At 67.4% G+C, this 26,308-nt stretch carries 28 protein-coding genes; 16 read left to right on the top strand and 12 right to left on the bottom strand.

Annotated features, from left to right (window positions below):
• Positions 1 to 107 precede the first annotated feature (107 nt).
• Positions 108 to 824, bottom strand: coding sequence for a hemerythrin domain-containing protein (locus F468_RS0107135; protein WP_018994844.1), 717 nt, complete (start codon positions 822 to 824; stop codon positions 108 to 110).
• Positions 817 to 1,374, bottom strand: a complete 558-nt coding sequence (locus tag F468_RS0107140) for a hemerythrin domain-containing protein (RefSeq protein WP_018137747.1) — start codon at positions 1,372 to 1,374, stop codon at positions 817 to 819. The genes F468_RS0107135 and F468_RS0107140 overlap by 8 nt, the downstream gene beginning before the upstream one ends.
• Before the next feature lie 167 nt (positions 1,375 to 1,541).
• Here F468_RS0107140 and F468_RS0107145 point away from each other — a divergent pair, with 167 nt between their 5' ends.
• The 5 genes from F468_RS0107145 to rnk all read left to right on the top strand — a co-directional run bounded on the left by F468_RS0107145 (position 1,542) and on the right by rnk (position 4,037).
• The gene (locus tag F468_RS0107145; protein ID WP_018137748.1) at positions 1,542 to 1,940 is read left to right on the top strand and encodes a hypothetical protein; all 399 of its coding nucleotides are present in this window, start codon (positions 1,542 to 1,544) and stop codon (positions 1,938 to 1,940) included.
• A complete protein-coding gene (locus tag F468_RS0107150; protein WP_012983113.1) occupies positions 1,940 to 2,392 on the top strand; it encodes a glycine cleavage system protein H in 453 nt (150 codons plus the stop codon). The genes F468_RS0107145 and F468_RS0107150 overlap by 1 nt, the downstream gene beginning before the upstream one ends.
• Before the next feature lie 12 nt (positions 2,393 to 2,404).
• Complete coding sequence (locus F468_RS0107155; protein ID WP_018994845.1) at positions 2,405 to 3,073, top strand: thioredoxin family protein; 669 nt, start codon at positions 2,405 to 2,407, stop codon at positions 3,071 to 3,073.
• Positions 3,074 to 3,135: 62 nt separating this feature from the next.
• On the top strand, positions 3,136 to 3,480 hold the full coding sequence (locus F468_RS0107160; RefSeq protein WP_018993989.1) for a rhodanese-like domain-containing protein: 345 nt from the start codon (positions 3,136 to 3,138) through the stop codon (positions 3,478 to 3,480).
• Positions 3,481 to 3,626: 146 nt separating this feature from the next.
• Entirely contained in the window at positions 3,627 to 4,037 is a 411-nt protein-coding gene (gene rnk / locus F468_RS0107165; RefSeq protein WP_018137751.1) for a nucleoside diphosphate kinase regulator, read from the top strand.
• A 30-nt stretch (positions 4,038 to 4,067) separates the two neighbouring features.
• Here rnk and F468_RS0107170 read toward each other — a convergent pair whose 3' ends face one another.
• Together F468_RS0107170 and F468_RS0107175 are read right to left on the bottom strand one after the other, a co-directional pair.
• A complete protein-coding gene (locus F468_RS0107170) occupies positions 4,068 to 4,523 on the bottom strand; it encodes a rhodanese-like domain-containing protein (protein ID WP_018137752.1) in 456 nt (151 codons plus the stop codon).
• Positions 4,524 to 4,591: 68 nt separating this feature from the next.
• On the bottom strand, positions 4,592 to 5,098 hold the full coding sequence (locus F468_RS0107175; protein WP_018137753.1) for a heme-binding protein: 507 nt from the start codon (positions 5,096 to 5,098) through the stop codon (positions 4,592 to 4,594).
• Between the two features lie 124 nt (positions 5,099 to 5,222).
• On the opposite strand from F468_RS0107175, the gene aroC reads away from it, so the two are divergent.
• Together aroC and F468_RS0107185 are read left to right on the top strand one after the other, a co-directional pair.
• The gene (aroC, locus tag F468_RS0107180) at positions 5,223 to 6,329 is read left to right on the top strand and encodes a chorismate synthase (protein WP_018137754.1); all 1,107 of its coding nucleotides are present in this window, start codon (positions 5,223 to 5,225) and stop codon (positions 6,327 to 6,329) included.
• 45 nt (positions 6,330 to 6,374) lie between these two features.
• Positions 6,375 to 7,532: an MFS transporter gene (locus F468_RS0107185; protein WP_018994846.1), complete on the top strand. Its 1,158-nt coding sequence runs from the start codon at positions 6,375 to 6,377 to the stop codon at positions 7,530 to 7,532.
• A gap of 18 nt (positions 7,533 to 7,550) precedes the next feature.
• On the opposite strand, the gene F468_RS0107190 is transcribed toward F468_RS0107185, so the two are convergent.
• The gene (locus tag F468_RS0107190) at positions 7,551 to 7,985 is read right to left on the bottom strand and encodes an SRPBCC family protein (protein ID WP_018137756.1); all 435 of its coding nucleotides are present in this window, start codon (positions 7,983 to 7,985) and stop codon (positions 7,551 to 7,553) included.
• A gap of 122 nt (positions 7,986 to 8,107) precedes the next feature.
• On the opposite strand from F468_RS0107190, the gene F468_RS0107195 reads away from it, so the two are divergent.
• From F468_RS0107195 to F468_RS0107205, 3 genes are read left to right on the top strand one after another with little or no spacing between them, the layout of a single operon-like run.
• Positions 8,108 to 8,560, top strand: coding sequence for a hypothetical protein (locus tag F468_RS0107195; RefSeq protein WP_018174108.1), 453 nt, complete (start codon positions 8,108 to 8,110; stop codon positions 8,558 to 8,560).
• A 30-nt stretch (positions 8,561 to 8,590) separates the two neighbouring features.
• The gene (locus tag F468_RS0107200; RefSeq protein WP_018994847.1) at positions 8,591 to 9,718 is read left to right on the top strand and encodes an efflux RND transporter periplasmic adaptor subunit; all 1,128 of its coding nucleotides are present in this window, start codon (positions 8,591 to 8,593) and stop codon (positions 9,716 to 9,718) included.
• Positions 9,715 to 12,855 carry an efflux RND transporter permease subunit gene (locus tag F468_RS0107205; RefSeq protein WP_018994848.1) on the top strand — a complete coding sequence of 1,047 codons (3,141 nt, stop codon included), beginning with the start codon at positions 9,715 to 9,717 and terminating at the stop codon, positions 12,853 to 12,855. Before F468_RS0107200 ends, F468_RS0107205 begins: the two co-directional genes overlap by 4 nt.
• 1 nt (position 12,856) lies before the next feature.
• Here the strand turns inward: F468_RS0107205 and F468_RS0107210 are convergent, their stop codons facing one another.
• The 5 genes from F468_RS0107210 to F468_RS0107230 form a co-directional block, all read right to left on the bottom strand.
• Positions 12,857 to 13,282, bottom strand: a complete 426-nt coding sequence (locus tag F468_RS0107210; RefSeq protein ID WP_018137760.1) for a DUF1841 family protein — start codon at positions 13,280 to 13,282, stop codon at positions 12,857 to 12,859.
• 28 nt (positions 13,283 to 13,310) lie between these two features.
• On the bottom strand, positions 13,311 to 13,958 hold the full coding sequence (gene nth / locus F468_RS0107215; RefSeq protein WP_018994849.1) for an endonuclease III: 648 nt from the start codon (positions 13,956 to 13,958) through the stop codon (positions 13,311 to 13,313).
• Positions 13,959 to 14,025: 67 nt separating this feature from the next.
• Positions 14,026 to 14,463, bottom strand: a complete 438-nt coding sequence (locus F468_RS0107220; RefSeq protein WP_012983101.1) for a hypothetical protein — start codon at positions 14,461 to 14,463, stop codon at positions 14,026 to 14,028.
• Positions 14,464 to 14,554: 91 nt separating this feature from the next.
• Positions 14,555 to 17,749 (bottom strand): efflux RND transporter permease subunit, encoded by a 3,195-nt coding sequence (locus tag F468_RS0107225; protein WP_018994850.1) that lies wholly within the window; start codon positions 17,747 to 17,749, stop codon positions 14,555 to 14,557.
• Complete coding sequence (locus tag F468_RS0107230; RefSeq protein ID WP_018994851.1) at positions 17,742 to 19,061, bottom strand: efflux RND transporter periplasmic adaptor subunit; 1,320 nt, start codon at positions 19,059 to 19,061, stop codon at positions 17,742 to 17,744. The genes F468_RS0107225 and F468_RS0107230 overlap by 8 nt, the downstream gene beginning before the upstream one ends.
• 167 nt (positions 19,062 to 19,228) lie before the next feature.
• Here F468_RS0107230 and F468_RS0107235 point away from each other — a divergent pair, with 167 nt between their 5' ends.
• Positions 19,229 to 19,777 carry a copper chaperone PCu(A)C gene (locus tag F468_RS0107235; protein ID WP_012983098.1) on the top strand — a complete coding sequence of 183 codons (549 nt, stop codon included), beginning with the start codon at positions 19,229 to 19,231 and terminating at the stop codon, positions 19,775 to 19,777.
• A gap of 23 nt (positions 19,778 to 19,800) precedes the next feature.
• Here the strand turns inward: F468_RS0107235 and F468_RS0107240 are convergent, their stop codons facing one another.
• Both F468_RS0107240 and F468_RS0107245 read right to left on the bottom strand, forming a co-directional pair.
• Positions 19,801 to 20,670: a peptidylprolyl isomerase gene (locus F468_RS0107240; protein ID WP_012983097.1), complete on the bottom strand. Its 870-nt coding sequence runs from the start codon at positions 20,668 to 20,670 to the stop codon at positions 19,801 to 19,803.
• 2 nt (positions 20,671 to 20,672) lie between these two features.
• Complete coding sequence (locus F468_RS0107245) at positions 20,673 to 20,969, bottom strand: YciI family protein (RefSeq protein WP_018174102.1); 297 nt, start codon at positions 20,967 to 20,969, stop codon at positions 20,673 to 20,675.
• Positions 20,970 to 21,080: 111 nt separating this feature from the next.
• Between F468_RS0107245 and F468_RS0107250 the strand changes: the two genes are divergently transcribed.
• From F468_RS0107250 to scpB, 5 genes are read left to right on the top strand one after another with little or no spacing between them, the layout of a single operon-like run.
• Complete coding sequence (locus F468_RS0107250) at positions 21,081 to 21,695, top strand: L-threonylcarbamoyladenylate synthase (RefSeq protein ID WP_018174101.1); 615 nt, start codon at positions 21,081 to 21,083, stop codon at positions 21,693 to 21,695.
• A 30-nt stretch (positions 21,696 to 21,725) separates the two neighbouring features.
• Entirely contained in the window at positions 21,726 to 23,087 is a 1,362-nt protein-coding gene (locus F468_RS0107255) for a DUF945 family protein (RefSeq protein WP_018649341.1), read from the top strand.
• 44 nt (positions 23,088 to 23,131) lie between these two features.
• Positions 23,132 to 24,352, top strand: coding sequence for a tryptophan--tRNA ligase (locus F468_RS0107260; RefSeq protein WP_018174099.1), 1,221 nt, complete (start codon positions 23,132 to 23,134; stop codon positions 24,350 to 24,352).
• Positions 24,353 to 24,384: 32 nt separating this feature from the next.
• Positions 24,385 to 25,242: a ScpA family protein gene (locus tag F468_RS0107265; protein ID WP_018137766.1), complete on the top strand. Its 858-nt coding sequence runs from the start codon at positions 24,385 to 24,387 to the stop codon at positions 25,240 to 25,242.
• Positions 25,239 to 25,925, top strand: a complete 687-nt coding sequence (scpB, locus tag F468_RS0107270) for an SMC-Scp complex subunit ScpB (RefSeq protein WP_018994852.1) — start codon at positions 25,239 to 25,241, stop codon at positions 25,923 to 25,925. Before F468_RS0107265 ends, scpB begins: the two co-directional genes overlap by 4 nt.
• The last annotated feature ends 383 nt before the right edge of the window (positions 25,926 to 26,308 follow it).

The raw sequence follows: 26,308 nt of genomic DNA on the forward strand, positions 1-26,308 counted from the left end.
GCCATTGGAAAAGGCGGGGGAAGCCGGTAGCGGGGTGGAGTGGTGTCACGTCGTTTCGGGCCGTGTCGATGAGCTATCGTGACACAGTCCTTGCGTATTGCCGACCCCTATCGATTGGGCGTCATGGCGTCATCCCCCAGGTGCTGACGGGCCTTCTCCAGGAGTTCGGCCGCCAGGTCGGGTTCGTGGCGCAGGCGGCGTCCCCAGTTCGGGAAGACGTTTTGCTCCTCGCGACTTTCGTGCTTGGCGAGGGCCCCGGAGATCAGGGCGAAGAAGGGGGCTACCATCCAGGCCTCCTCGACGCCTTCCTGGAACTCGTGTTCCAGCAGCGCGGTTTGTTCCAGGATCTCGTCATGTTCGCGCAGCATGATCGTGACCGGGTCCTGGCTGCCGGCCCCGCGCGAAATTTCCAGTGTCGGGACGATCAGTTCGTTCTCCACATGAACGTGCCGGCGCAGGCCTCCCACGTAGGCCTGGAAGTCGGGTGCTGCACCCTCGAGATCGCCGGCATTGACCTTGTGCAGGGCGCTGGCGAACAGCCGGTCGACGCGCAGGTGGTCGCGCTGCAGCAGATCGACAAGGTCCACGGGCGCGACGTCCTCGCGCCGCTGGACGCGCAGCTTCCAGAGGGGCGGGCCGTTCTCCTGCACCTGCCAGTGGATGGCGTGGCGCAACTGCAGGCTGACCGCATCCATCAGCAGCTGTGGCTCCTGATCCAGCCAGACGTCGAAGACCTGACCCGGTTGCAGTTCGCGCAGCGTGTAGTAGGCGCGGGTGTGCGCGTGGTCGGCCAGCCCCCGCAGGTCCAGCAGGAAGTCACTCATCGGCGGGTTCCGTGTACGCATCCGGGATGCCGCGCCGGTGCGCCATGGAGCGTCCGATACGGGCGCGTTCCTCGGCGTTGAGCAGGTGTTCAGCCAGCGGCAGTACGGCTTGTTCCTCCAGCTCGAGGTGGGCCCGGTAGCGCTGGATCCAGTCAGTCGCGCCTTCCAGCGGATCTGCGTGCCCGGCCGCAATGTTTTGCAGCGCAGGCTCCAGGGCGTCCCAGCCAGCCTCTAGCTGGGGGTGCTCCGCGCTCAGGCGATCCATCCACTCACCCAGTTGTGGATGGGCCTCGGGGTGGTCGCGGTACGCCTGCAGGATCGGGAACAGATCCTGGTCCTCGTCGGCGTGATGTTGCGGGGCGGCCTGCTCGAAATAGGCCAACACACGGCGAGCCGCGGATTGGGCCTCCGCGTCGGCCCCGTGCTGCTCGATGTGTCCCGACAGCCGCTCCATTGTGTCGAGGCAGTTCGTGATCCGCCGATGACAGGCCCGCAGGAGCTCGATCGGGCGGTGGAAGCCGGGCGCGGGTTCTTGGAGGTGCAGTTTCATCAATAGGCTCGGATGGCGGGGCAATCGGCGTGTGCTCAGCGCACATGTGGGGCGTACTGTCACTGAATGCGCAAGCGTCCGTGTTGATCTCGATCAATGCATTTACGATGTATCTTATCGTAGTCTAGCCTCGCTGCAGAACAAACAAAAAAGGGAGCAAACGCGACATGCATCCACGCAACCGGATGTTCATCCTGGCCGCGCTGGCCTATGCGCTGCTGGGTGGACTCATCGGCATCGTCTGGCTGGCCCATCCGGGGCTGATCCCCGGCAATGTGCCACGCATCCATGGTCACCTGATGCTGCTCGGCTTTGTCACCATGATGATCTACGGCGTAGGGCTCCACGTACTACCGCGCTTCTCCGGGCGTTCGCTGTTCTCGGAACGGCTGGGGCATGCGCAGTTCGTGCTGGCCAATCTCGGTCTCTGGGTGATGATCGCCGGCTGGATGATGTTCCATAACCCGACTGTTGCGGTCGGCGGGGCGATGGCCTGGGGGGCGATGATCCTGTTCGCGCTGAATATCGCACTCACCGTGCGCCACTACGGCCCGAAGGGGGCGTGATGAGCCATACCGAATACAACGGCTGCGAGTTGCCGGACGACCTGTTCTACGACCTCGACTATGTCTGGGTCCGCCCGGAGGACGACGGGACCTTCACCCTGGGGATCACCGATCCCGCCCAGACCATGGCGGGCCGCGTACAGTACTTCCGCTTTCGCAAGCCCGGTTCGCATCGGGCCGCGGGCAAGCCGGTCGCGCGGCTGGAGTCCGGCAAGTGGGCGGGGGGCATCCCCACGCCCTTCGACGGCACCATTGAGCGCATCAACCCGGCCGTGGAGGCCGACCCCGGGCTGGTGAATGTGGCCCCCTATACCGATGCCTGGGTGGTGGTGATGCGCCCGGACGACCCGCAAAAGGCGCTGGAGCGGCTGCATACAGGGCCCGAAGCCGTCGATGGGCTCAAGCAGTGGATCGACCGCTACGACATCCACTGCATGCGCTGCGCGGACTGAGGAGACGGACTCATGAAGGTGGAACTGCTGGTGTCCGAATGGTGTGCCTCCTGTCACGATGCCGAGCGCATCTGGCGCGAGGTGGCCCAGAAGAAACAGATCGATTTCGCAGTCGTCGACATGGGGCAGCCGGAGGGGCGTCAACTGGCGACCCGGTTGCGCATACGTTCCATCCCGGCCGTGGTCGTGGACGGCGAACTCAAGCACATCGGGCTGCTGGACCGCACGGCCGCGACCGCGCTGGTCGCCGAGGCGCCGGAGCGCACGCAGAAGACTGCACGTCATGTCGGGCTGGGGCTTTCGGCCTCCAGCCGTGCCTCGGTACTGGGCGCCATGATCTGGCTGCTGATCGCGGGTGCCGCCTTGCCGCTGGGCGGCTTCTTCCTGGATGGCGCCGCGCGCCCGGCCGCGCTGCATGGCTTTACGCTCGGATTCCTGCTGCTGCTGATCATGGGGCTGGGCGAGCACATGCTGCCGCGCTTTACCGGGCACCCGATTGCGGGTGGCTGGCTGTGGGCCTGGACGCCGCAGGTGCTCGTGCATGTCTCGGTGCTGGGCATGGGCTTCGGCTGGCTGCTGGGAGTGCCGATGCTGACCGCCGTCGGTGCGGTGGCCGCGTTTGTCGGGCTTGCGCTGTTTACGCTGCGCATCGCGCCGCTCCTGCTGCGCCCGTCCCTGTGAGGGTCCTGCTTCTGCCGAGGCGGTAGAATGCTGCACATGGGCCTTCAACGGAGCCGCTGACAGTGAGTCTTTTCGACAAACGCATCGCCGAACTGGAAGAAGAGCTGCCGCATCTGGACCCCGCGGAACTGGTCGACTGGCGCCAAACTGGGCGGTCCTTTCTGCTAGTGGATGTGCGCCAGCAGGAGGAGGCGGCCGAAGGCAGTATTGAAGGCGCGGTGAATATCCCCCGGCCCAAGCTGGAGGCCAGCATCGAATCCCACATGCAGGACCCCCAGCAGCCCGTCGTGGTGTTTTGCGGGGGCCGTGGCCGGTCCCAGCTGGTGGCGGACAGTCTGCGCGCGATGGGAATGGATGCCCGGGTCCTGCGTGGTGGCTACTCGGCGTGGCGTGACACGCAGACTTGATCGCAGGAATGCCAGTCGCGGCTGATATGGCTTTTTGGCCGGGGCTTGGCTACTCTCGGGTCTGATTCTCCGATTTGGGATTTGTCCCCGTTTTATTCAGCGCGCCTCCGGTGGGGGCGCGTTCTGCTTTATTGGAGTGTGTAAAGGTGAGTAATCCGAAGATCGTCGTCTCCAACACGGACATGGAGCGCCTGGACAAGCTGCTGGAATCGCTGCCGGACGACAGCTTTCCCGGCAAGGCCGACCTGGAGGCCGAGCTGGACCGCGCGGATGTCGTCGATTCGCGCGAGATCCCGGGTTCGGTGGTCACGATGAATTCCAGGGTCCGTTTCCGGGTGATCGAGTCCGGCGAGGAGTTCTCGCTGACGCTGGTCTATCCGCGTGACGTGGACGAGAGCGGCGGCACGTTGTCGATTCTGGCGCCGGTGGGCAGTGCGCTGCTGGGGCTGTCCGAGGGGGACGAGATCGAATGGCCGCGCCCGGGTGGCGGGAAGATGCATGTGCGCATCGAGGCCGTCGAGTACCAGCCGGAGCGCGCCGGCGAGTATCACCGCTAGCGAGTTCAGTTGCGTCAGGCGCTGACTCGCTCAGCACTGTTCCCAGGGCAGCCCGTGGTAGCGCCAGCCGCCGCGGGTGGAACGCTGGTGGTGTTCGTCCAGCGGTCCTTCAAAACCTTCTTCCACCGAGTACACGTTCTCGATGCCGGCATCGACCAGGGCCTGGCCAGCGGCCAGCGTGCGCTTGCCGCTGCGGCAGATCAGGTAGAGCGCGGGGGCATCCTCGCTGTGATCCTCGGCCCCGCCCAGCAGCAGCTTACGTACCTGGGGCACGAAGTGAGGATTCACGGTCCAGTCCGGTTCGTCGATCCACGGGATATGGATGGCGCCCTGCGGGTGCCCGACGAACAGGAATTCCATCGTGGAGCGGATGTCGATCAGCAGGTCGCGCGGGCGCTCCTGCAGCCGCTGATGCGCCTCCTGCGGGCGGATCCGGCGTACGCCGGGCGCGGGAACCGTCTTCTGATTGGCGAGAGGGTCTTCCATTCAAGCTCCGGACGCGGGTGGGCGGCCATCCTTGGCCGCGCGCCCCGATCCCTGGGGTTGCAATGGCATTACATCGCGAAGTCGAGTCGTTCCTGGACCGAGTCTAGCGCGGCCTGGGCACATTCTTCATCCAGATCACCACCGGGAGCACCGGACACGCCCACCGCGCCGATCATGCTGCCGGCCACCTCGATCGGCAGCCCGCCGGCCAGCATGATGATGCCGTCCACGTGGTTCATCTCCATGCGGATTTCTTCGCGGTTGTCGCGGAAGCTGCCGGAACTGGTGCCGGACATGACTGTGGCGCGGGCCTTGTCGCCGGCAATCTGGATAGTCTGCACGGCCGCCAGATTGTCGCGCATTACGGAGCGATCGTTCCCGGCGCGGTCAACGACCACGGCGCTGGTCTGGTGTCCCTTCTCGCGGCAGGCCAGCACCGCGGCCTCGGCGATGTCGTTGGCCAGTTCCATGCTCATCATGCGCTGGTTGAACACGTCGGCCTGGGCCACGCTGGCCAGTCCCAGACAGGCCGCGGCGGCGGTACCGGCGGCCAGACGCTTGATCGAACGCGACATATCCATCTCCTGTCTTTTGTTATGGGTGCTGCGCTGCCGATCATGGCAGAAACATCTTGGTTTTGCTGCTCGGTCGGGCTCGCGACAGGCGACAGCACCGCGCGGCGCGGATACACTATCGCGCATGTCGGGAAACAGCTTTGGGCGACTGTTCGTCGTCAGTACCTTTGGTGAGAGTCACGGGCCGGCCCTGGGCGCGGTGGTGGACGGCTGTCCGCCTGGTCTGGAGCTTTGCGAGGCGGACCTGCAGTTTGATCTGGATCGCCGCCGGCCGGGACAGTCGCGCCACACCACCCAGCGCCGCGAGCCGGACCAGGTGCGCATTCTGTCCGGGGTGTTCGAGGGCCGAACGACCGGCACCCCGATCGGCCTGCTGATCGAGAACGTCGATCAGCGCTCCAAGGACTACAGCGAGATCATGGATCGCTTCCGCCCGGGGCATGCGGACTACACCTATCACCGCAAATACGGCTCGCGCGATTACCGCGGCGGCGGGCGCAGCTCCGCGCGCGAGACCGCGCTGCGTGTCGCGGCGGGTGGCATCGCCCGGCGCTACCTCCAGCAGCGCTACGGGATCGAGATCCGTGGCTGGCTGTCACAGCTGGGCCCGATCGAGCTGGAGGCGAAGCAGCCGGAGATCGTCAACGACAATCCGTTCTTCTGCCCCGACCCGGACAAGGTCGCAGAGCTGGAGGAATACATGGATGCCCTGCGCAAGTCCGGCGATTCGATTGGCGCGCGGGTGACCGTCGAGGCTGTCGGTGTGCCGGCAGGCTGGGGCGAGCCGGTGTTCGATCGCCTGGATGCGGAACTGGCGCATGCGCTGATGAGCATCAATGCGGTCAAGGGTGTGGAGATCGGGGCCGGCTTCGAGTCGGTGACCCAGCGTGGTACCGAGCACCGTGACGAAATCACCCCCGACGGCTTCCTGTCGAACCACGCCGGCGGCGTGCTGGGCGGGATCAGCACCGGCCAGGCCGTGCGTGCGAGCATCGCGCTCAAGCCGACCTCGAGCATCCGTCTGCCCGGACGCAGCATCAACACCGCCGGCGAACCGGTGGAGGTGGTCACCAAGGGTCGCCATGACCCCTGCGTAGGCATCCGCGCGACCCCGATCGCGGAGGCGATGATGGCACTCGTGCTGATGGACCATGCCCTGCGCCATCGCGGACAAAACGCCGACGTCGGTGACACCGGTCTGCCGGAACTGCGCGACCTGCCGCACGACTGATATGGGCGCGCTCCGTCGTGCCCGCATCGCCGGGGGTCCGCTCCGGTGATCCCCAGCGCACGCCTGTCCACGGTCTACTTCTTCTATTTCGCGAGCCTCGGCGCGTTCATGCCGTTCTGGGGCCCGTATCTGTCCGAGGCCGGCTTTAGCGGATCGCAGATCGGCGAGTTGATGGCGATCGTGCTCGCCACCAAGATCATTGCACCCAACGTCTGGGGCTGGCTCGCGGATCGCGCCGGCGCGCACATGCCGATCACCCGCTGGGGGGCCTTTGGCGGTGTGGTCGCCTTTGCCGGGGTGCTGCTGTACACCGGCTACTGGTGGCTGGCCGTGGTAATGGCCGCCTTCAGTTTTTTCTGGAATGCGATCCTCCCGCAGTTCGAGGCGACCACCATGCGTACGCTGGGTCGCGATGCCCATCGCTACGCGCTGGTCCGGTTGTGGGGGTCGGTCGGGTTTATCGTGGCGGTCGCGCTGCTGGGCTGGGCCTTTGACCATATCGACATCGCCTGGCTGCCCTGGATCGTGCTCGGGATTTTCGCGGCCCTTTGGCTGACGACCCTCTGGGTGCGCGAGCCGGTGCGCGACCGGGAGCAGGACAACAACGTCCCGGCGCTGGTGGCAGTACTCAAGCGGCCCGAGGTGATCGCGCTGTTTGTGGCCTGTTTTTTCATGCAGGCGAGCCACGGCCCGTACTACGCGTTTTTCACGCTGTATCTGGAGGAGGCCGGGTTCTCGCGCGCGGTGGCCGGCCAGCTGTGGGCGCTCGGGGTCGCGGCGGAGGTGGTCCTGTTCCTGCTGATGCCGAGGCTGATCCTGCGCTTCGGCGCCTGGTTCCTGGTGTCGGTGGCACTGGTGCTGACCACCCTGCGCTGGGGGCTTCTGGCCGCCATACCTGACTCGCTGCCCATGCTGCTGTTTATCCAGGCCCTGCATGCGGCGAGTTATGGCGTTTATCACGCGGCCGCCATCTCGCTGATCCATTACTTCTTTCCCGGGCGCCTACAAGGGCGCGGGCAGGCCCTGTACTCTTCCCTGGCATTCGGGATGGGTGGTGCCAGCGGAAGCCTGGTCGCGGGCTACCTCTGGGATGGCATCAGCCCCGCCTCGGTCTATGTGTTCGCGGCGTTTCTGGCGGCGGCTGGCGTGCTGGCCTCGGTATACGGGGAGTGGCGACACAAGACGCCAGTACGCACGCCATAGGCCGCGCCGCTTGAAGCGTCAGGCGCGCCCGTTCTCGGCATCGAGCCGGCGTTGCACACGGGTCATCAACTGACCGGAGACGCGTTCGACCAGCGAGTTCGCGGCACGGCGCACCGCGGCCTCCAGCAGCGGGCTGCCCAGGCGGTATTGCAGCTCGAACTCCACCTGCGTGTGGCCGGGTTCGCCCGGACTCAGCCGGTAGCTGCCCCGATTCTGGATACCGCGGATCGAGCGCCAGGCAAAATACTCCGGGCGCGCCGCCTCGCAGACCTCCACATCGAAGTGCAGCTTCATCCCCGCCGCGCGGATGGTCCAGCGGTAGCGCGCGCCCCCCAGCGGCTCGATATGCTCGACGTTGTCGCACAGATCGACAAAGTTGGGCACATGGCTCAACAGGTCGAAGACCTGCTCCGGTTCCGCGTGGAGAGAGGTGTTGTGGGTGAGCTGACGCATCGTCCGGCTGCCGGGAAGGTTGAGCGGTACTTGCTGATCAGAGGCTCGCGCAGGCCGTGGGTTCCATGCAAGCGAGTCTGCGGCGGGCTACGATGACGGTTCACCCCCCACCGGTTACCGCGATGTCCGCCCCGTCCGCCGAACCCGAGTTTCTCAAGCGCTTCCAGGCGGGCAGCACCGGCGTGCTGCACTGGACTGACCTGGAAGCCTTGTGGGCGCGGCTGCGCGAACGGGCGGACGACCACTGGTATATCTATGCCGTGGGCGATGCAGTGCCCCAGGCGCCAGTGCCGGCGGATGATTTCCGGCGCTTCCTGGAGGAGGTCGATCACTTGCTGCGGCAGGACCACGACGAAGATTACTGCGGCATCGTCTATGTCGACGATCGTGATGCCCCAAGCTTCGTGAAGATCTTCGACCCGAACCACTTGGGGGCCAGTTGCGGGTCCTCGGGGCTGAGGATACTGCCCGGCTGGGTACTCTCGCGGGTCCCGCCCGTGGATCTGCAGGCAGCGATGCCGCCGACCGGCAGCCGCCGGCGCTGGTGGCAGCGCCTGTTCGGTGGGGCAAAATGAGTACAGCCGGCACACAGGGGAGACGGGGCGATGGCTGATTCCTGGTGGCAGCGCCTGCGCGGGCAGGCGCGCGTGCTGTTCGCGCTGGGCATCCTGCTGCTGGTGATCGTCTGGATCGCCTCCGGGATGTTCGGGCGCGAGGCCGACGAGGCGCCACGGGCGGCCGAGCCGCAGCCGATGGCGGTGGCCGTGACCACGCTGGAGGCGGACCCGGTGGAGCGCCTGCTGGTGCTGCAGGGGCGAGTAGAGCCGGATTTGCGCGTGATGGTGCGCGCCGAGACCGCCGGCCAGGTGGCCGAGTGGGAGGTGGCCCGCGGGGCACGCGTGGCCGCCGACGTACCCCTGGCGCGACTGCGCATGGACGACCGCGAGGCGCGCCGGCGCCAGGCGATCGCGCGGCTGCGCGGGGCCGAGAGCGAATACGAGGCCGCCCAGCGGCTGCACGATCAGGGCCATGTATCTCGCACCCAGCTGGAGGCCCGCGAGGCCGAGCGCGAGGCCGCCCGGGCGGAGCTGGAGGCGATCGAGCTGGATATCCGCAACACGCGCATTATCGCCCCGGTGGACGGGGTGGTGAATCAGCGCCTGGCGGAGCGGGGCGACTTCGTGGCACGTGGCGACCCGGTGGCGGAGATCGTGGACAACGACCCGCTGATGGCGGTGGTGCATGTGCCGCAGCACCAGATCGGGCGCGTGGAGCCGGGCCAGGCGGCGCGCATCCGCTTCCTGGACGGGCGCCGCGCCGAGGGCGAGGTCCGGTTCGTCTCGCGGGTGGCCGAGGTCGGCACCCAGACCTTCCGCGTGGAGGTCGAGGTCCCGAATGCCGACGAGGCGCTGCCCTCCGGGATCAGCGCCGGGGTTGAGATCCCGACCGAGACGGTCGCGGCGCACAAGCTCTCGCCGGCCTGGATGGGACTGGACGACAACGGCCGGGTCGGGGTGAAGACAGTGGATGACGACGACCGGGTGGTCTTCCACGCAGTCGAGGTGATCCGCGCCGCCACCGATGGCGTCTGGGTCACCGGGTTGCCGGAGCGCGCACGGGTGATCACCATCGGCCACGGCTTCGTGACCCCGGGCGAGACCGTGCGGCCCCGGTCCACCGAGGCATCGACGGGCGCGGCCGGGCCGGAACCGGTGGGCGGGGCGCTGCCGTGAAGGCCCTGATCGCCTGGGCGGTAGAACACGCCCGGACGGTGCTGCTGTTCCTGCTGCTGATCCTGGTACTGGGCGCGACCGCCTACCAGGTGGTGCCCAAGGAGGCGGCCCCCGAGATCGACATCCCCATCTTCTTCGTGTCCGTGCCGTATCCGGGGGTCAGTCCGGAGGATGCCGAGCGCCTGATGCTGCGCCCGCTGGAGCGCGAACTGCAGACCCTGCCCGGGGTGGACGAGATGCAGTCCTGGGCCGGCGAGGGCTTTGCCCTGGTGCGGCTGGACTTCGAGCCCGGCTGGGACAACCGCCGGGCCCTGTCGGACCTGCGCGAGGAGGTCGACCAGGTGCGCCCGGAACTGCCCGCCGGGGCCGAGGACCCGAGCGTCTCCGAGGTCGACCTGTCGCTGTTCCCGGTGCTCACGCTGAACCTGTCCGGGCCGCTGGACGAACGCACGCTGGTGCGTCTGGCGCGCGACCTGCGCGACCGCGTGGAGGCGATCCCCGGGGTGCTGGAGGCGGATGTCGGCGGCGATCGCGAGGAGCAGATGGAGGTGCTGGTCGATCCGCTGGTGCTGGAGACCTTCGAGCTGTCGTTCGACGAGCTGACCCGGGCGATCGAACGCAATAACCGTCTGGTCGCGGCCGGGGCGCTGGACACCGGGGCCGGGCGCATCCCGCTGCGGGTGCCGGGCACCATCGACGATGTCGACGACGTGCTGGATACTGCGATCCGGGTGGAGGGCGACGCGGTGGTGCGGGTGCGCGATGTCGCCGAGGTCCGCCAGAGCTATCTGGACCCGGAAGGCTTCACCCGCATCGACGGCCAGCCCTCGGTGTCGCTGGAGATCCGCAAGGCCTCGGAGGCCAACATCCTGGAGGTGGTGGCGGCTGCGCGCGCGACCATCGAGGCGGCGCGTGCCGACTGGCCGGAGACGGTCGAGGTCACCTACCTGCAGGACATGGCGCGCGATGTCGACGACTTGCTGGGCGATCTCGAGAACAGCGTGATCGCTGCGGTGCTGATCGTGGCGCTGGTGATCCTGGCGATGATGGGGGCGCGCGCGGCGCTGCTGGTGGGGGTGGCGATCCCCGGGGCCTTCCTCGGTGGCATCCTGGCGATCTATCTGATGGGCTTCACGCTCAATGTGGTGGTGCTGTTCGGGCTGATCCTGGTGGTCGGCATGCTGGTGGACGGTGCGGTCGTGGTGGTGGAGCTGGCTGACCGCTATGTGGCCGAGGGCATGCCCCGGCGGGAGGCCTTCCGCGCCGCGGCCCAGCGCATGTCCTGGCCGATCACCACCGCGATCGGGACCACGCTGGCGGTGTTCGCGCCGATGCTGCTGTGGCCCGGCATGGTCGGCGAGTTCATCGTCTACCTGCCGGCTACGGTGATCGTGACCCTGATCGCCTCGCTGGCGATGGCACTGGTGTTCATCCCGGCGCTGGGGTCGGTGATTGGCCAGAACCGGCCGATCAACGCGGCCCAGAGCCGCTACGTGCGCGCGGCCGAGGAGGGCCGCTATGACGAACTGCAGGGTCTGACCCGCGCCTATATCCGCCTGCTGCAGCCGCTGGTGCGCCGCCCCGTCTGGACGCTCGCGGGCACGCTGGCGCTGGTCGCCGCCGCTTATGCGCTGTATGCCCAGCAGGGGCGCGGGGTGGAGTTCTTCCCGCAGGTGGAACCGGACTTCGTGCAGGTGCAGGTACAGGCGCGCGGCGACCTGTCGGTGTGGGAGGCGGACGCCCTGGTGCGCCAGGTGGAGGGGCGCCTGCAGGGGGTGCCGCAGATCCAGCATGTCTATGCGCGGACCATCGGTACCCAGCTCGGGCGGTTGCAGGGCGATTACCCCGAGGATGTCATCGGGCTGATCCAGCTGGAACTGGTCTCCTGGCGCGAGCGCCCGCCGGCGGCCGCGATCATCGAGGAGCTGCGCGAGCGTACCGCCGACCTGCCAGGCATCCGCCTGCAGTTTCGTGCCCAGGAACGCGGGCCGCGCGAGGGCCGGCCGATCGTGGTCGAGGCCTCCAGTCGCCAGGCCGACCGCATTGCGCCGGTGATCCGCGAGATCCGGACGGCGATGGACGAGCTGGGCGGCTTCGAGGATGTGACCGACGATCTGCCGCTGCCCGGGGTGGAACTGGAGGTGCGCTTCGACCGCACGCAGGCGGCGCGCTTTGGCGTGGATGTGCCGCTGCTGGGCGAGGGTGTGCAGCTGCTGACTCGCGGCATCCAGCTCGGCAGTTACCGCCCGGACTACAGCGACGAGGAGGTGGATATCCGCCTGCGCCTGCCGGCGGAGCAGCGCCACCTGCAGCAGCTGGCCACCCTGAACCTGCCGGGCGCGACCGGGCTGGTGCCGCTGGCGCATTTCGCGGAACTGGTGCCGGTTCCGGCCACCGGTCTGATCAAGCGGCGCGACGGCGATCGCGCCTACACCCTGGAGGCGGATGCGGCCAGCGGCTACCTGGTAGACGAGCGCCAGCGCGCGCTGGAGGCGCGCATCGCCGGCATGGACCTGGACCCGGAGGTGCAGCTGCGGTTTCGCGGCCAGGCCGAGGAGCAGGCCGAGGCGGCGCGCTTCCTGCTCGCGGCCTTCGCGCTGTCGCTGTTCCTGATGCTCGCGATGATGGTTACCCAGTTCAACCGCTTCTCGCAGGCGCTGCTGGTGATGTCGGCGATCGTGTTCTCCACCGCCGGGGTGCTGCTGGCCCTGCTCCTGCGCGGCGAGCCATTCGGCATCGTGATGAGCGGGATCGGGGTGCTGGCGCTGGCCGGGATCGTGGTGAACAACAACATCGTGCTGATCGACACCTACAACGAGCAACGTCGACGCGGGCTGGATGCCCTGGAGGCGGCCCTGCGCGCGGCGGCCCAGCGCATGCGGCCGGTGCTGCTGACCGCGATCACCACCATCCTCGGCCTGATGCCGATGGTGCTGGCCTGGACCGTGGACTTCGCCGGCAGGGATTTCTACGTCGGGGCGCCGGTGACCGGCTTCTGGGTGCAGCTCGCGACCGCGATCGCCGGGGGGCTGTTCATTGCCACGCCGCTGACGTTGCTGTTCACCCCCGCGATGCTGGTGCTGCTGGACCGGCTGGGACTGGATCGCCAGCCCGCGCCGGAACCGCAGCGCGCCTGAGTCAGCGCCCGGCGAGCTGGCGCAGGCACTCCATGTAGGCGTTCTGGTCCGGCGCCGCGTTGTTGCGCTGCGCCTCCCACAGGGCCTGGCCCAGGCACTCCATCATCCGGTGCTCGGCGTCCATCACCCCGAAGCGGGCGCACAGGCCCTGGTGCAGGGCGTGGATACCCTCTGGGCGGTCGGTGCGGGCCTGGTCGCGCAGGCTCAGGTGCATCGCCATGTGCAGGAACGGGTTGGAGGTGCCCAGCTCCGGCGGGAATTCGCCAGTCAGCGCGGTCTCGCGGTCCTTGATGAATTCGTGGTACTCGGGGTGTTCCGAGATCACGTCCACCAGCTGCTGTTCCAGGTCGGTCAGCGTCTCGCCGGCCTGCGCCTTGTGCCAGGCGTCGACGAACTGGGTGCGGATCTGGTCGCGGTTGCCGTACATGGGGTGTTCCTCGAAGGTATGGGGGTGGTCAGGCGCCGATGGGTGGCGGCGTCTTCGCCTTGTATTCGCACAGGTCCTCGATCTGACAGCGCCAGCATTCGGGCTTGCGGGCCTTGCAGACATAGCGTCCGTGCAGGATCAGCCAGTGGTGGGCGTCCTGCAAATAGGGCTTTGGCGTCAGCCGCATCAGCCGCTTCTCGACCTCCAGCACGTTCTTGCCGGGCGCCAGTCCGGTGCGGTTGGCGACCCGGAAGATGTGGGTGTCCACCGCGATGGTGGGTACGCCGAAGGCGGTATTCAGGACGACGTTCGCGGTCTTGCGGCCCACCCCCGGCAGGGCCTCCAGCGACTTGCGGTCGCGCGGAACCTCGCCGCCGTGCTGGTCGACCAGGATGCGGCAGGTCTTGATCACGTTCTCGGCCTTGGCGTTGTACAGGCCGATGGTCTTGATGTGTTCCTTTAACCCGTCCAGCCCCAGCGCGAGGATCGCCTCGGGCGTGTTGGCGGCGGGGTAGAGGCGGCGGGTGGCCTTGTTCACGCCGACATCCGTGGCCTGGGCCGACAGGATGACTGCGATCAAAAGTTCGAAGGGCGTGTTGTATTCGAGCTCGGTGGTCGGCTCGGGGTTCGCCGCCTTCAGGCGTTCGAAGATGGCTTCACGCTTCGCGGCGTTCATTAATCAGTGTTTCCCTAAACAAACCGGCCCCGCAGGGCGGGGCCGGATGCTGCGGCAAGACTGCCGATCAGACGTGGCGGAACAGACCGACGTCCGGGGCCGCTTCGCGCGGGTTGGACTCGGCTTCCTTCTCCAGGTCCTTGATCATCTTGGCGTGCTTCTCTTCGAGATCGTGCATCGCCTTTTCGTCCATCTTCGGGAAGATGACGTCGCGGATGAACGAGCCCAGCTCGTCCAGGCAGCTCGGCCAGTACTTGCCGTTCAGATGGAACGAGTGGTGGGCATGGGTGCCCATCGGATAGCTGTCGAACTTGGTGATCATGGTGTAGGAGAGATCGGCGTCCTTCTCGACGAAGTCCTTGGCCCAGTCGTACCACCACTTGTAGTACTTCTCCTGCAGGTCCTCGTTGAACCCGTGGTTTTCGAAAAAGGCGGCGATGGTGCCGCGCGGGGCGAGGCCGTAGCGCGTGCCGCGCTTACCAGCAAACGGGAAATGTCCAGCCATGCCTATCTCCTGGGACGTTTGGATTGCCGGGGCCAGGCCCCGGTGAAACGGAATTCGTGGCGCCGGAAGTTTACTCGCTGGCGAGCGAGAATCAAGAAACGCGTGCCTCGGTGGCCTCCGCGCGTCCGAAGCGCCCCTCGTACAGGCGCAGCAGGGCGGGGATCACGAACAGCACCAGCAGGGTCGCGAAGGCCAGTCCGAACACGATCGAGATCGCCATCGGGATCAGGAACTGGGCCTGCACCGAGCGCTCGAACAGCAGGGGTGTAAGCCCGGCGATGGTGGTGACCGAGGTCAGGATGACCGCACGCAGGCGCTGACAGGCGGCCTCTACGATCGCCTCGCGCAGAGCGAGTCCGGTCTCCCGCAGCCCCTGGTAGAAGCTGACCAGGATGATCGAGTTGTTGACCACGATCCCGGTCAGTCCGAACAGGCCGAACAGTGACAGGATGGTGAGCTCCACACCCATCACCCAGTGCCCGAACAGTGCGCCGAGAATCCCGAACGGGATGATTGCCATCACGATCAGCGGCCAGCCCCAGGAGGCGAACACCCAGGCCAGCACGATGTACATCAGCCCCAGCGCCAGCAGCAGGCCCATCCGCATGTCGGCAAAGGTCTCTTCCTGGTCGGCCGCGCGCCCTTCGAAGGAGTACTCGACGCCATAGCGGACAGCCAGCTCGTCCAGCGGCCCGTCCTCGAGTGCCGCCCGGATACGGGCGGCGTTGTTCACCGCCCGATCCACCTCGGTCGAGACCTGAATGGCCAGCCGCGTATCGGCGTGGCGCAGGGTCTCGAACCCCTGGCGTGAACGCAGTTCCACGACGTCGTCCAGTGGCACGAAGGCCCCGTCCGGCAGGCGCAGGTTCAGCCGCTCCAGACTCTCGCTGCGGTGGCGCTCGCCATCCGGCAGTCGTACGCGAACCTCCACTTCCTCCAGCCCGTCCTGATAGAGCTGGGCGAGGTAGCCATCAAAGGCGTTGCGCAGCTGCAACCCGACCGATTCGGTCGTCAGCCCGACCGCGCGGCCCTCGGGCTTCAGCTGAAATACGAACTGCTCGCGCCCGAACGGGGTGTCGTCGCTGGTGGCGAAGGTCCCGGGGAAGTCGTCCAGCATGTCGGCCAGTTCCAGCGCCGCCTCCTTCAGTACATGCGGGTCGTCCCCGGTCAGGCGGATATCGAGGTCACGCCCGGGCGGACCGGTCTGGCGCTCGTCGATGGAGAAGTTCTCGATTCCAGGGGCCTGGCGGATGCGGTCCTCCCATTCGCGGATGAACTCGCGATTGCGCACGGTCCGTTCTTCCGGCGAGACCAGTTCCACCTGGATGTTGCCGAACTGCTCCCCCTTGGGCGCATTGCCATCGCCCGGGTCGATCCCCTTGCCGAGGCGGGTCACGGAGGTGCGCACGAGGTTGCCGCCCAATGCCTCCTCGGTCTCCTCAAGAGCGCTCTCGGCGTGGATCAGGAACGACTCCACCCGCTCCGGCGGGGTGCCGGCGACGAAGTTCACCCCGGCGTTGACGATGGTGCCCTCGGGCGAGGGGAAGAAGGTGAAGCCGATGCGGCCACTGGCGGCCAGACCAATGGCCAGGATCAGCGCGCCCACGGCCAGTGCCAGGGTGGCGCCCGCGTGGTCCACCGAGTGCGTAACAGCGCGGCGGAACGGGCCATTTCGCAGCCGTTCGAAGCCGGCGTCGAAGCGCGCCCGCAGGCTGTTCGGGGCGGGCTCCTTGAGCCGATGCATCACACCCTTCAGGTGGGCCGGCAGGATCAGGAACGCAATCAGCAGGGTTGCCACGATCACGCAGATCACCACCAGCGGGATGTCGAACAGGATGTTTCCGATCACCCCGCCGATCAGCATCAGCGGCATGAAAGCGGCGACCGTGGTCAGCGAGGCTGCGATCACCGGACCGACCATGCGCCGGGCGCCGTCGCGCGCGGCCCGGCCCGCGTCCAGCCCGCGCTGGTGCAGGCTGTAGGCATGCTCCGAGACCACGATCGCGTTGTCGACGATGATCCCCAGCGACATGATGAAGCCGAACAGCGAGATCATGTTGATCGAGCCGCCCACCAGCCACAGCACGACAAACGCGGCGGTGAACGCGATGGGGATGCCCAGCGCCACGCGTAGCGCGACATGCCGGTTGAGGAACAAAAACAGAATCCCCAGCACCAGCATCAGGCCGCCGAGGCCGTTTTTCAGCAGCAGGTTGATGCGCTCGGCCAGCAGTTCCCAGAAGGCATCCATCACCTGGAGATCCACGCCCGGGGGCAGGGCGGGTTTGGTCTCCTCCAGCCAGTCTTCGAGGACGCGCGCGGCCTCCAGCGAGTCACCCGTCTCCGAGCGCAGCAGCTGCATCTCGATAGCGGGCTTGCCGTTGGCGCGGGTGCGTACCTCGCCATCGCGCGGTCGCAGTTCGATGTCGGCGATATCGCCCAGCCTGATCCGCCCCAGATCGGTGTCGCCGCGCAGGATCAGCCGCTCGAAGCCGACAACATCGCGGGCCTGCTCCAGGCTGCGAATCTGGCGCGCGGTATCGTCGCGCCCGACCGAGCCGGCGGGGAAGTCCTGCGCCATCTCGCGGATCTGCGCACCGATCTGGTCCAGCGTCATGTCCAGTCGATAGAGCTCGCGCGCCGGCACCTGGATGGCCATCTCGTCTTCAGTCAGCCCGGTGAACTCGATCTGGGCGATCCCGGCATCCAGCAGTTCACGTTCGAACTGCCGGGCCAGCCGGCGCAGCTGCTGCGGGTCTTCCGGGCCGGTGATCAGCAGCCGCGCCACGGGCTCGTAGCGGATGATCCGTTTGACCACCGGGGTTTCCGCGTCTTCCGGCAGATTGCGCTGCTGGTCGACGCGGTCGTTGACCTGCTCGGCGGCCCGCGTCATGTCGGTGCCCGCCTCGAACTCCAGCGTGACCACGCCAACGCCCAGCGCAGAGGTCGAGGTCATGTTGCGCAGGCCGTCCACGGTGCGCAGGTCCTGCTCCAGGGGATCGATGATCGCCTGTTCCACGTCCTCCGCGCTGGCGCCGCTCCAGACCACTTCCACGACCATGAAGTCCAGTTCGAAGTTCGGGAAGAACTGGGTGTTCAGCTTGGTCAGTGCGAACGCCCCGGCCAGCAGCATCAGCGCAATCAGCAGATTCGCGGCCAGGCGGTGTTCCAGGAACAGCTGAATCGGACCACGCGGTGGCTGGCCGTTGTCGCGCGATCCCCCGCCGGGCATCGGGCGCTCGTTCGGGCCGTCGCCGGCGCGCTGGCCGGGATCGGCATCAGTCATCGTTCGGGTCCTGTTCCCCGTTGCTGTCGGAGGCGCGCGGGATCGCGGCATCGCGGTCCGGGCGTTCGCCGGGCTCCTCGACCTCGACCTTCAGCCCGTCCACGGCATTTGGCAGGCGGGTGGCGACCAGGATGTCGCCCGTCTCCAGATCCGGGTGACGGATTAGCGCCCGGACGTCCCCGGCGTCGGTCACGAACTCGCCGAGGCGCTCGATCCGCAACGACTGCATGCGGCCATCGACGACGCGGAAGACCTGGTCTCGGCCATACAGGGCCTCGTAGGGCACGGCCACGCTGTCGGCCTCGGCCGGCAGCCGCAGCGTCAGCTCGACGAAGCGGTTTAGGTTCAGCGCCGAATGACCCTCGCGTACCTCGAAGACGCCGCGCGTCCCGGCTTCGCCCGCGCGCGTCTCGCCTTCCAGGCGTGCCAGTTCCGTGCGCACCGTGCGCCCGCCCACCCGGGCATGGGCAGTCAGCTCCTCGCCCGCGTCCAGCAGTTCCTCGATGCGCGGGAGGATGTAGGCCGGGATGCTGGCGCGAATCTCCAGGTCGTCGAGCGCGAACAGGCGCACCAGCGGGTCGCCCGGGCGTGCACGCTCGCCGACGGCCACCTCGACTTCGACTATCCGGGCATCGAAGGGTGCGGTGATCGTGGTGCGCTCGAGATCGATGTGCGCCTGATCCTCGGCAGCCCGCGCGCGCTCCAGGCGGGCCTCTGCCTGGGCCATGCGCATCGGGGCATCGGCCATCGCCTGCTCGCGGTTGTCCAACGTCAGGCTGGCCTGTTCCAGGGCCTCCCGGGCTGTGTCCACGTCGGTCTCGGAGCCGAGATCGCGTTCGCGCAGGTTCTGCGCCCGGCGCAGCCCACGCTCGGCGATCTCCAGGAGTTCGCGTTCGCGCACCAGGGCCTCGCGATCGAAGCGGGCGCGGATCTCCTCGCTCTCTTTTGCGCCCTCGAGCTCACGGCGTTCGGCCGTGCGCTGGACGAGCAGCAGTTCCGCCTCGCGCGGGTCGATGCGCAACAGGGTTTCGCCAGCCTCCATGCGCGCCCCGATCCGGGCTGGGACGGCTTCGATCTCGCCCTCCACGGCTGCGCGCAGGGTGGCCGTCTGGGCCGACGCGCTGCGCCCGTTCAGCAGGATGCCTGGGTGGTGTTGGCCCAACTCGGCCACCAGCCCCTGCACCGGCCAGGTCCGCTCGGTGGCCTCCGGCGCAGGCGCCTCGGGGCCCGTCGCACGCAATACGAGGAAGCCCACGATCGCAGCGGCGAGGATCAGCAAGGGGGGCAGGGCACGTCGAAGAAGGCGCGGCATGGTGTTCTCGGTCGGATGGGGCAGGGCCGGTCGGTTGGAGGCACTAAAGGGTCGGAGGGTTCCTTCCCGGCGCGTTATTCTAAGCGAATTGTCTGTTTGCGCGACCCCGCCTCCTCGATGATCCTCGCTGGGTTAGTATGCGGCCAGCCACAAATCTGGAGAGCGCGATGATGAAACTCGGCGTATTACGAAATCTCGGGGCCGTCGCCCTGGTCCTTGGCCTCGGTGTGGGCGGTGGTACCACGATGGCCGAGGAGGCCCCGGAGGCGTGCGAATGCCTGGAAGGGCTGGAGATGGAAGGCACGCCATGGGTGCGCCTGGTACCGGGGGATACCACCGCCGGCTACCTGGAGCTGCGCAATACCGGCGGGTCCGATCGCCGCATCGTGGCCGCCGAGTCGCCGATCGCCGAGACTACCGAATTGCACGAGCACACCCACGAGGATGGCGTGATGCGCATGCGCGAGGTCGAACACCTGGATCTGCCCGCGGGCGAGGCCCTGGTGCTGGAGCCGGGCGGCCTGCACCTGATGTTCATCGGTCTGCACGAGCCGCTGACGGCCGGTGACTGGGTCGCCGTACGTGTGACCTTCGAGGACGGCGAGACCATGGATCTGCACATGCAGGTCCGCCGCGGCGAGGCCGAGGAGGGTGCCGGGCACGATCACATGGAACACGATGACGCGGGTCACGGGCACGGCGGTCACGGGCACTGACGCGCCCGCCCGAACGGGCCGAATCAGTTCTCCGGCCGGTTCGGGATCTCGATCGTCGCCTCGGCGCGCAGGGCCTCCAGCTTTTCCTGAATGGCGCGGCTTTCCAGGATCTCGATGATCTCGGCGCGCACCTCGTCCAGCGGCGGGACTTCCACCTCGCGGGTGTCGTCCAGACGGATCAGGTGCCAGCCAAACTGGGACTGCACGGGCGCGTCGGTGGTCTCGCCGGGTTCCAGGGCCTCGGTGGCGGCGGCGAATTCCGGCACCATGCCATCGGGCGTGAACCAGCCCAGGTCCCCGCCCCGGGCGGCGGATCCCGGGTCGATGGAGTGCTCCTCGGCCAGCTCCGCAAAATCGGCCCCGTCGTCCAGTTGTGCCAGCAGCTCGCGCGCGCTGTCTTCGTCCTCGACCAGGATGTGACGCGCGCGGTACTCCGTGCCGCGCAGGTATTCGACCTGGCGCTCGTATTCCGCTTCCACGTCCTCTTCGCTGATCTCGAGCTCCTCGGCGATGCGCTCCATCAGCATCGAAGCCAGCAGATTGGTCTCGACCATCTTCAGGATGCGCTGGATCTCGGGGTCGTCGCCCAGCCCGCGCTTCAACGCCTCCTGGCGTAGCAGCTCCAGGCTGATGACCTCGTCCAGCACGCCTTCGCCCTGCGTGGCCAACCCCGGATCCTCGTCCATGCCGGCATAGGTGAACAGGTCGGCGCGGGTGATCGCGCGATCGTTAACGATGGCGACCGTGTCCTCGTCATCGGTATCGGTGATGACCGTGTCGAGCTCGCTAGCCTCTTCGTCGGGCAGCGGCAGACCCTCGTCGCCATTCCCGCAGGCGGCCAGAAGGCCCGCGAGGGCGAGAGTGGCAACGAGCGCGGCGGGACGGGTACGCATGATCAAAACACCTGCTTGAAAGGACGAACGTCCACCGAGGTATAGACCCCCGCGGCGACATAGGGGTCGGCGTTGGCCCAGTCGTGGGCGGCCTCCAGCGACGGAAACTCGGCCACGATCAGGCTGCCGGTGAACCCGGCGGGGCCCGGGTCGTTGCTGTCAATCGCCGGCAGCGGACCGGCCAGGACCAGGCGACCGGCGTCGTGCAGCGCCTGCAGGCGGGCGACGTGTTCCGGCCGCGCGGCGAGGCGGGCATCCAGCGAGTCGGGCGCGTCCTGGCCCTGGATCATGTAGAGCATTGATCGGCGTCTCCGTGGGTTGGGACGTAAATTCTAACGCAGCCAGACCGCCTTATAAGCGGCGCCCACCATGCGCTACACTGCGCGCCTTGTCATCAGTGGCCCGACTTCATGATCGCGATACACCCCGAAAACCCGCAGCCCCGGTTGGTCCGGCAGGTCCTGGATCGGCTGCACGAGGGCGCCGTGATCGCGATCCCGACCGATGCCTGCTATGCCCTGGCCTGTTTGCCGGGCGACAAGGCCGGCGCCGACCGTATCCGCCGCATTCGCCAGGTCGACGAGACCCATCACCTCACGCTGCTGTGCCGGGATCTCTCGGAGCTTGGCGTCTATGCCAAGGTCGACAACACGGCCTTTCGCCTGATGAAAGGCCTGACGCCCGGGCCCTATACCTTCATCCTGCCGGCCACGCGCGAGGTGCCGCGCCGCCTGCAGCACCCCAAGCGGCGCACCATTGGCCTGCGCGTTCCGGACAGCCGCATCGTCTCGGCGCTGCTGGAGGAACTGGGATCGCCGCTGATGACCGCGACGCTGCAACTGCCGGGCGAGGATCTGCCGCTGAGCGAGCCCTGGGTGATCGACGAGCGGCTGTCAAAGGTCGTGGACGAAGTCGTCGATGGCGGGGCCGGCACCCTGGAGCCGACGAGCGTGATCGACCTGACCGGTGACGTACCGGAGATCATCCGTCACGGTGTCGGCGACGTGGCGTTTCTTGAGGAATAGCAGGGGCATGGAGGCCCGGGGAGATGCGTGATGCGTAAATGGATCGTGCTGCTACTGGTGTTGCTGATCGTGGTCGCCGCCTGGCCGGTGTTTGTCGGTGGGCAGGTCGAGCGCAACGTGACCGAGTCCCAGCAGGCACGCATCGGCGAGGTGGATCTGCGCCACGAGATGGTCGAATACCGGCGCAGCTATCGCACCGCGACCGCTCGCAGCGAGCTGACGCTCGACGACGGCGAGACCGAACTGGTCATTCCGCTGGAACATCGGGTACGCCACGGCGTGCTCGGCGCCCGCGGCGAATCGAACGTGGACCTGGGTGCCCTCGAGGCCCCGGAGGGCTCGCTCGCGGCCCATTTGCTGCACGAGCTCGATCTGGTCGTGCAGACGCACGCCGGCATGGGGGGTCGTCTGACCACGCGCGTGCAGTTCGAGCCCCTGACGCTGGACCTGATGGAGGTGCCGGATGTGGCCGACCGTGTTGATGGCGAAGGGCCGTTGTGGCTCGAGCTGGATGCGGGCCAGGGGCGCTTTGCCTGGTCGGCGGAGCAGCTGCTGCTGAGCCTGGACCTGCCCGCACTGCGTCTGCATGACGACGAGGCGGACCTGCGAGTGGAGCAGGGCCGTTTTGCGACCGTGTTCGAACCAGACGAGGATGGTATCTACGGCCGCCTGCCCGATTACGAGGGCGGCCTGGCGGCCGCGCAGCTGCGCTTTCGCGACGAGCAGGGCGAGATGGAGCTGACCCGGCCGCGGGTGAATGCCTTCCAGAAGACCAATAACGATCGCCTGGACAGCCGTCTGCGCCTGGAGATCGACGAGGTCCGTCTGCGCGAGGCGGACGCCGACGTGCTGGAACTCGAGACTGTCGATCTCCAGTTTGCGATGCTGCGCTGGGATCGCCCGGCACTGCTGCAGATGATCCAGGACCTGGAGGTGTTGCAGGAGCGTGACCTCGAACGCGGGCAGCGTCTGGCGCTCGGCGGGTCGGTGATCACCGATGCGATCGAACGCATGATCGAGCATCGGCCGGCGGTCGAGCTGAAGGCCTCGTTCAACAAATCCCCCGCGCATCAGGTGGCCCTGGAGACCGAACTGGGCCTGCGCGGTGATGCGCGCGGCTTCCGCACCCGGCCACTGGAGACCCTGGTACTGGACAGCGAGCTGCGGCTCGGGCTGGAATGGGTCCGCGAGTTCGACGCGGCCTATCCCGACGCGGAGCTGGACGAGCGTCTCCATGCCCTGGCGGCGCAGGGCTGGCTGCAGCGCGACGCCGATGCCGAGCTCTGGCGCGGGCACCTGAATATGGAAGACGGTCGGGTGTACGTGAACGAACGCGATCGTACGGCGGCCCTGTTGGGCATGCTGTTTGCCTTGTCGGGCGGTATGTTCTGAATCGTGCCCAACGAACCCCACGAATAACGGAGAAGGAACCACTCGTGACCAGCAACCAGGGAACGAACCAGCGCGTGATCTCGGGCATGCGCCCGACCGGGCACCTGCATCTGGGCCATTATCACGGCGTCCTGAAAAACTGGATCGAGCTGCAGCACAACTACGAGTGCTTCTTCTTCGTCGCCGACTGGCACGCGCTGACCACGCACTACGAAGACCCGGGTGATCTGCAACAGCATGTCACCGAGATGGTGATCGACTGGCTGGCGGCCGGGGTGAGTCCCGGCTCCGCCACGCTGTTCGTGCAGTCGCGCGTGCCGGAGCATGCGGAGCTGCACCTGCTGCTGTCGATGATTACCCCGCTCGGCTGGCTGGAGCGCGTGCCCACGTACAAGGACCAGCAGGAACAGCTGCGCGAGAAGGATCTGGCGACCTACGGCTTTCTGGGGTACCCCGTGCTGCAGAGCGCGGATGTGCTCGCCTACCGCGCCGGCATGGTCCCGGTTGGCGAGGATCAGGTATCGCATCTGGAAGTCACGCGCGAGATCGCGCGCCGCTTCAACCATCTCTATGGCCGCGAGCCGGGGTTTGCGGAGAAGGCCGAGGCCGCGGTCGACAAGATGGGCAAAAAGGCCGCCAAGCGTTACCGCGACCTGCGCAAGCGTTTCCAGGAGCACGGCGAGGACGAGGCGCTGGAAGTGGCCCGGGCCATGCTCGAGTCGCAGCAGAACATCTCGCTGGGGGATCGTGAACGCCTGTTCGGCTACCTTGAAGGTGGTGGCAAGATCATCCTGCCGGAGCCCCAGGCCAAGCTCACGCCCACTGCGAAGATGCCGGGGCTGGACGGGCGCAAGATGTCCAAGAGCTATGGCAACACCATCAGCCTGCGCACCGAGCCGGCCGAGGTGGAAAAACTGATCCGCACCATGCCGACCGACCCGGCGCGCGTGCGCCGTACTGATCCCGGCACGCCGGAGAAGTGTCCGGTCTGGGACCTGCACCTGGTCTATACCGACGAGGCCAGCCGTGCCGAGCTGCACGAGGGCTGCACCTCGGCCGGGATCGGCTGCATCGACTGCAAGCGCCCGCTGATCGAAGAGGTGCAGGCGGAACTGGAGCCGATCCAGCAGCGCGCCAAGGAGTATGCCGAGGACCCGGCCCTGGTGCGCTCGATCATCGTCGAGGGCTCCGAGGCCGCGCGCGAAGAGGCGCGCGAGACCCTGGAAGAGGTACGCCGCGTGATGGGCCTGGATTACCTGCGATGACCCCATTCGGGAAGCTCCCACCGAGATGAGCCATGGACCCGCGCGATGAGCTGACGGACCTGGAGAACTCCGCGACGGTCGAGACCGGAGCGGAAGGCGAGTTTGTCTATCGCGTGCATGGCGAGCCGGTGGCCGAGCTGCCGGCCGATCTGTATATCCCCCCGGATGCACTGGAGGTCTTCCTCGAATCGTTCGAGGGCCCGTTGGACCTGTTGCTGTACCTGATCCGCCGGCAGAACCTCGACATCCTCGCCATCCCGATCGCCGAGATCACCCGTCAGTACATGGCGTATATCGAGGTCATGCGCGCGCTGCGCCTGGAGCTGGCCGGCGAGTATCTGGTGATGGCGGCGCTGCTTGCCGAGATCAAGTCGCGCATGCTGCTCCCGCGCCCGGTGCAGGCTGACGCGGACGAGGACACGGATCCGCGCATGGCGCTGATCCGGCAGCTGCAGGAATACGAACAGTTCAAGACCGCGGCCGAACGGCTGGACGAGATCCCGCGCATGGACCGCGACGTGTACGCCGCCGCTGCCAGCGTCGAGGCACTGGAGGGGCCGCCACCCCCGGCCCCCACGATGGACGAGTTGATGGAGGCCCTGGCCGCCGTGATGCATCGGGCCAGCCTCTCCGCACACCATCACATCTCCACCGAGCAGTTGTCGGTGCGCGAGCGCATGAGCAGTATCCTCGAGGTCCTGCACCCGGAGCGCTTTACCGACTTCGTCACGCTCCTGCTCGCCTCTGAAGGGCGCCAGGGCGTGGTGGTTTCGTTTCTCGCCGTGCTGGAGCTGACCAAGTCCGGCCTGGTGGAGTGGGGCCAGAGCGAACCCTACAGCCCGATTCGCCTGCGCCGTCGGGGTGGCCGGCCGGACCCGGAGGATGCATGAACGACGTCACCAGCCCTGAGGCCCCGCAAGCCGCCACCGAGATCGACACCGACACGCTCGGTGCCATCGAACTCGCGATCGAGGCGGTCCTCTTTGCCGCCGCCGAGCCGGTCGCGCCGCGCGACCTGAAGGCCGCCTGCGAGGACCTTGGCGAGATCGATCAGCCGACCCTGGACCAGGCGATTGGCCGGCTGCAGGAGCGCTATTCGGATCGCGCCATCGAGCTGGTGCGCACCGCTGGCGGCTACCGCTTCCGGGTGCGGGCCCGCTTCTCGGCCACGGTCCAGGCGGCGCAGCCCGAACGCCCCGCGCGGCTGTCCCGCGCGCTGCTGGAGACGCTCGCGATCATTGCCTATCGCCAGCCGGTGACGCGCGCCGAGATCGAGGCGGTACGCGGCGTGGCAGTCAGCTCCGGCATCATGCGTACCCTGCAGGAGCGCGAATGGGTACGCGTGGTAGGGCACAAGGAGGTGCCCGGTCGGCCTGCGCTGTATGCGACGACGCGGACGTTCCTCGACGACCTGGGCCTGAAGCGGCTGGAGGAGCTGCCGCCGCTGGACGCGATCCGCGACCTGGCGGACGTCGCCTCCGACGCGGGCTTCACCCTGGCACCGCCCGAGGACGACGCCAATGGCCAGCTCCGCCTCGAGCCCGCCCCCGAATCCGACGACGAGTCCCGCTAGCCGGCGGCGCTTCAAGGCTGGCCCTGGTTCGGCGTCCGGTGTTTATGTGCCTTCGGTCCGCATACTGCCGTGCGCTCACTCGCGAGCGCGCCGCGAGGTACTTCTTTGCTCGTGCAAAGAAGTACCCAAGAAACACGCCCGACTGCCGCGACCCCGGCCCGCTGTGCGGGCCGGGGTTTCCCTCGCTCCGAGGGTTTTCGCGGGCGGCGCTGAAACTCGCTGCGCTACGCTCCGCTCAGACAGTCAGCGCCTCTCTTCCCGCGAAAACCCTCTCCACTCGGCGCGACGACAACGGGGGTGAAGGTCAAGGCAACAGCTGTCCCGGCGATTGTGCTTATGGATGGAGGCTAGGTCTTCGGACATCTTGGGCACGCGCGGCCTTC

It is taken from the genome of Thioalkalivibrio sp. ALJ2, assembly GCF_000378325.1.
In the GTDB taxonomy this organism is placed as follows: Bacteria; Pseudomonadota; Gammaproteobacteria; order Ectothiorhodospirales; family Ectothiorhodospiraceae; genus Thioalkalivibrio.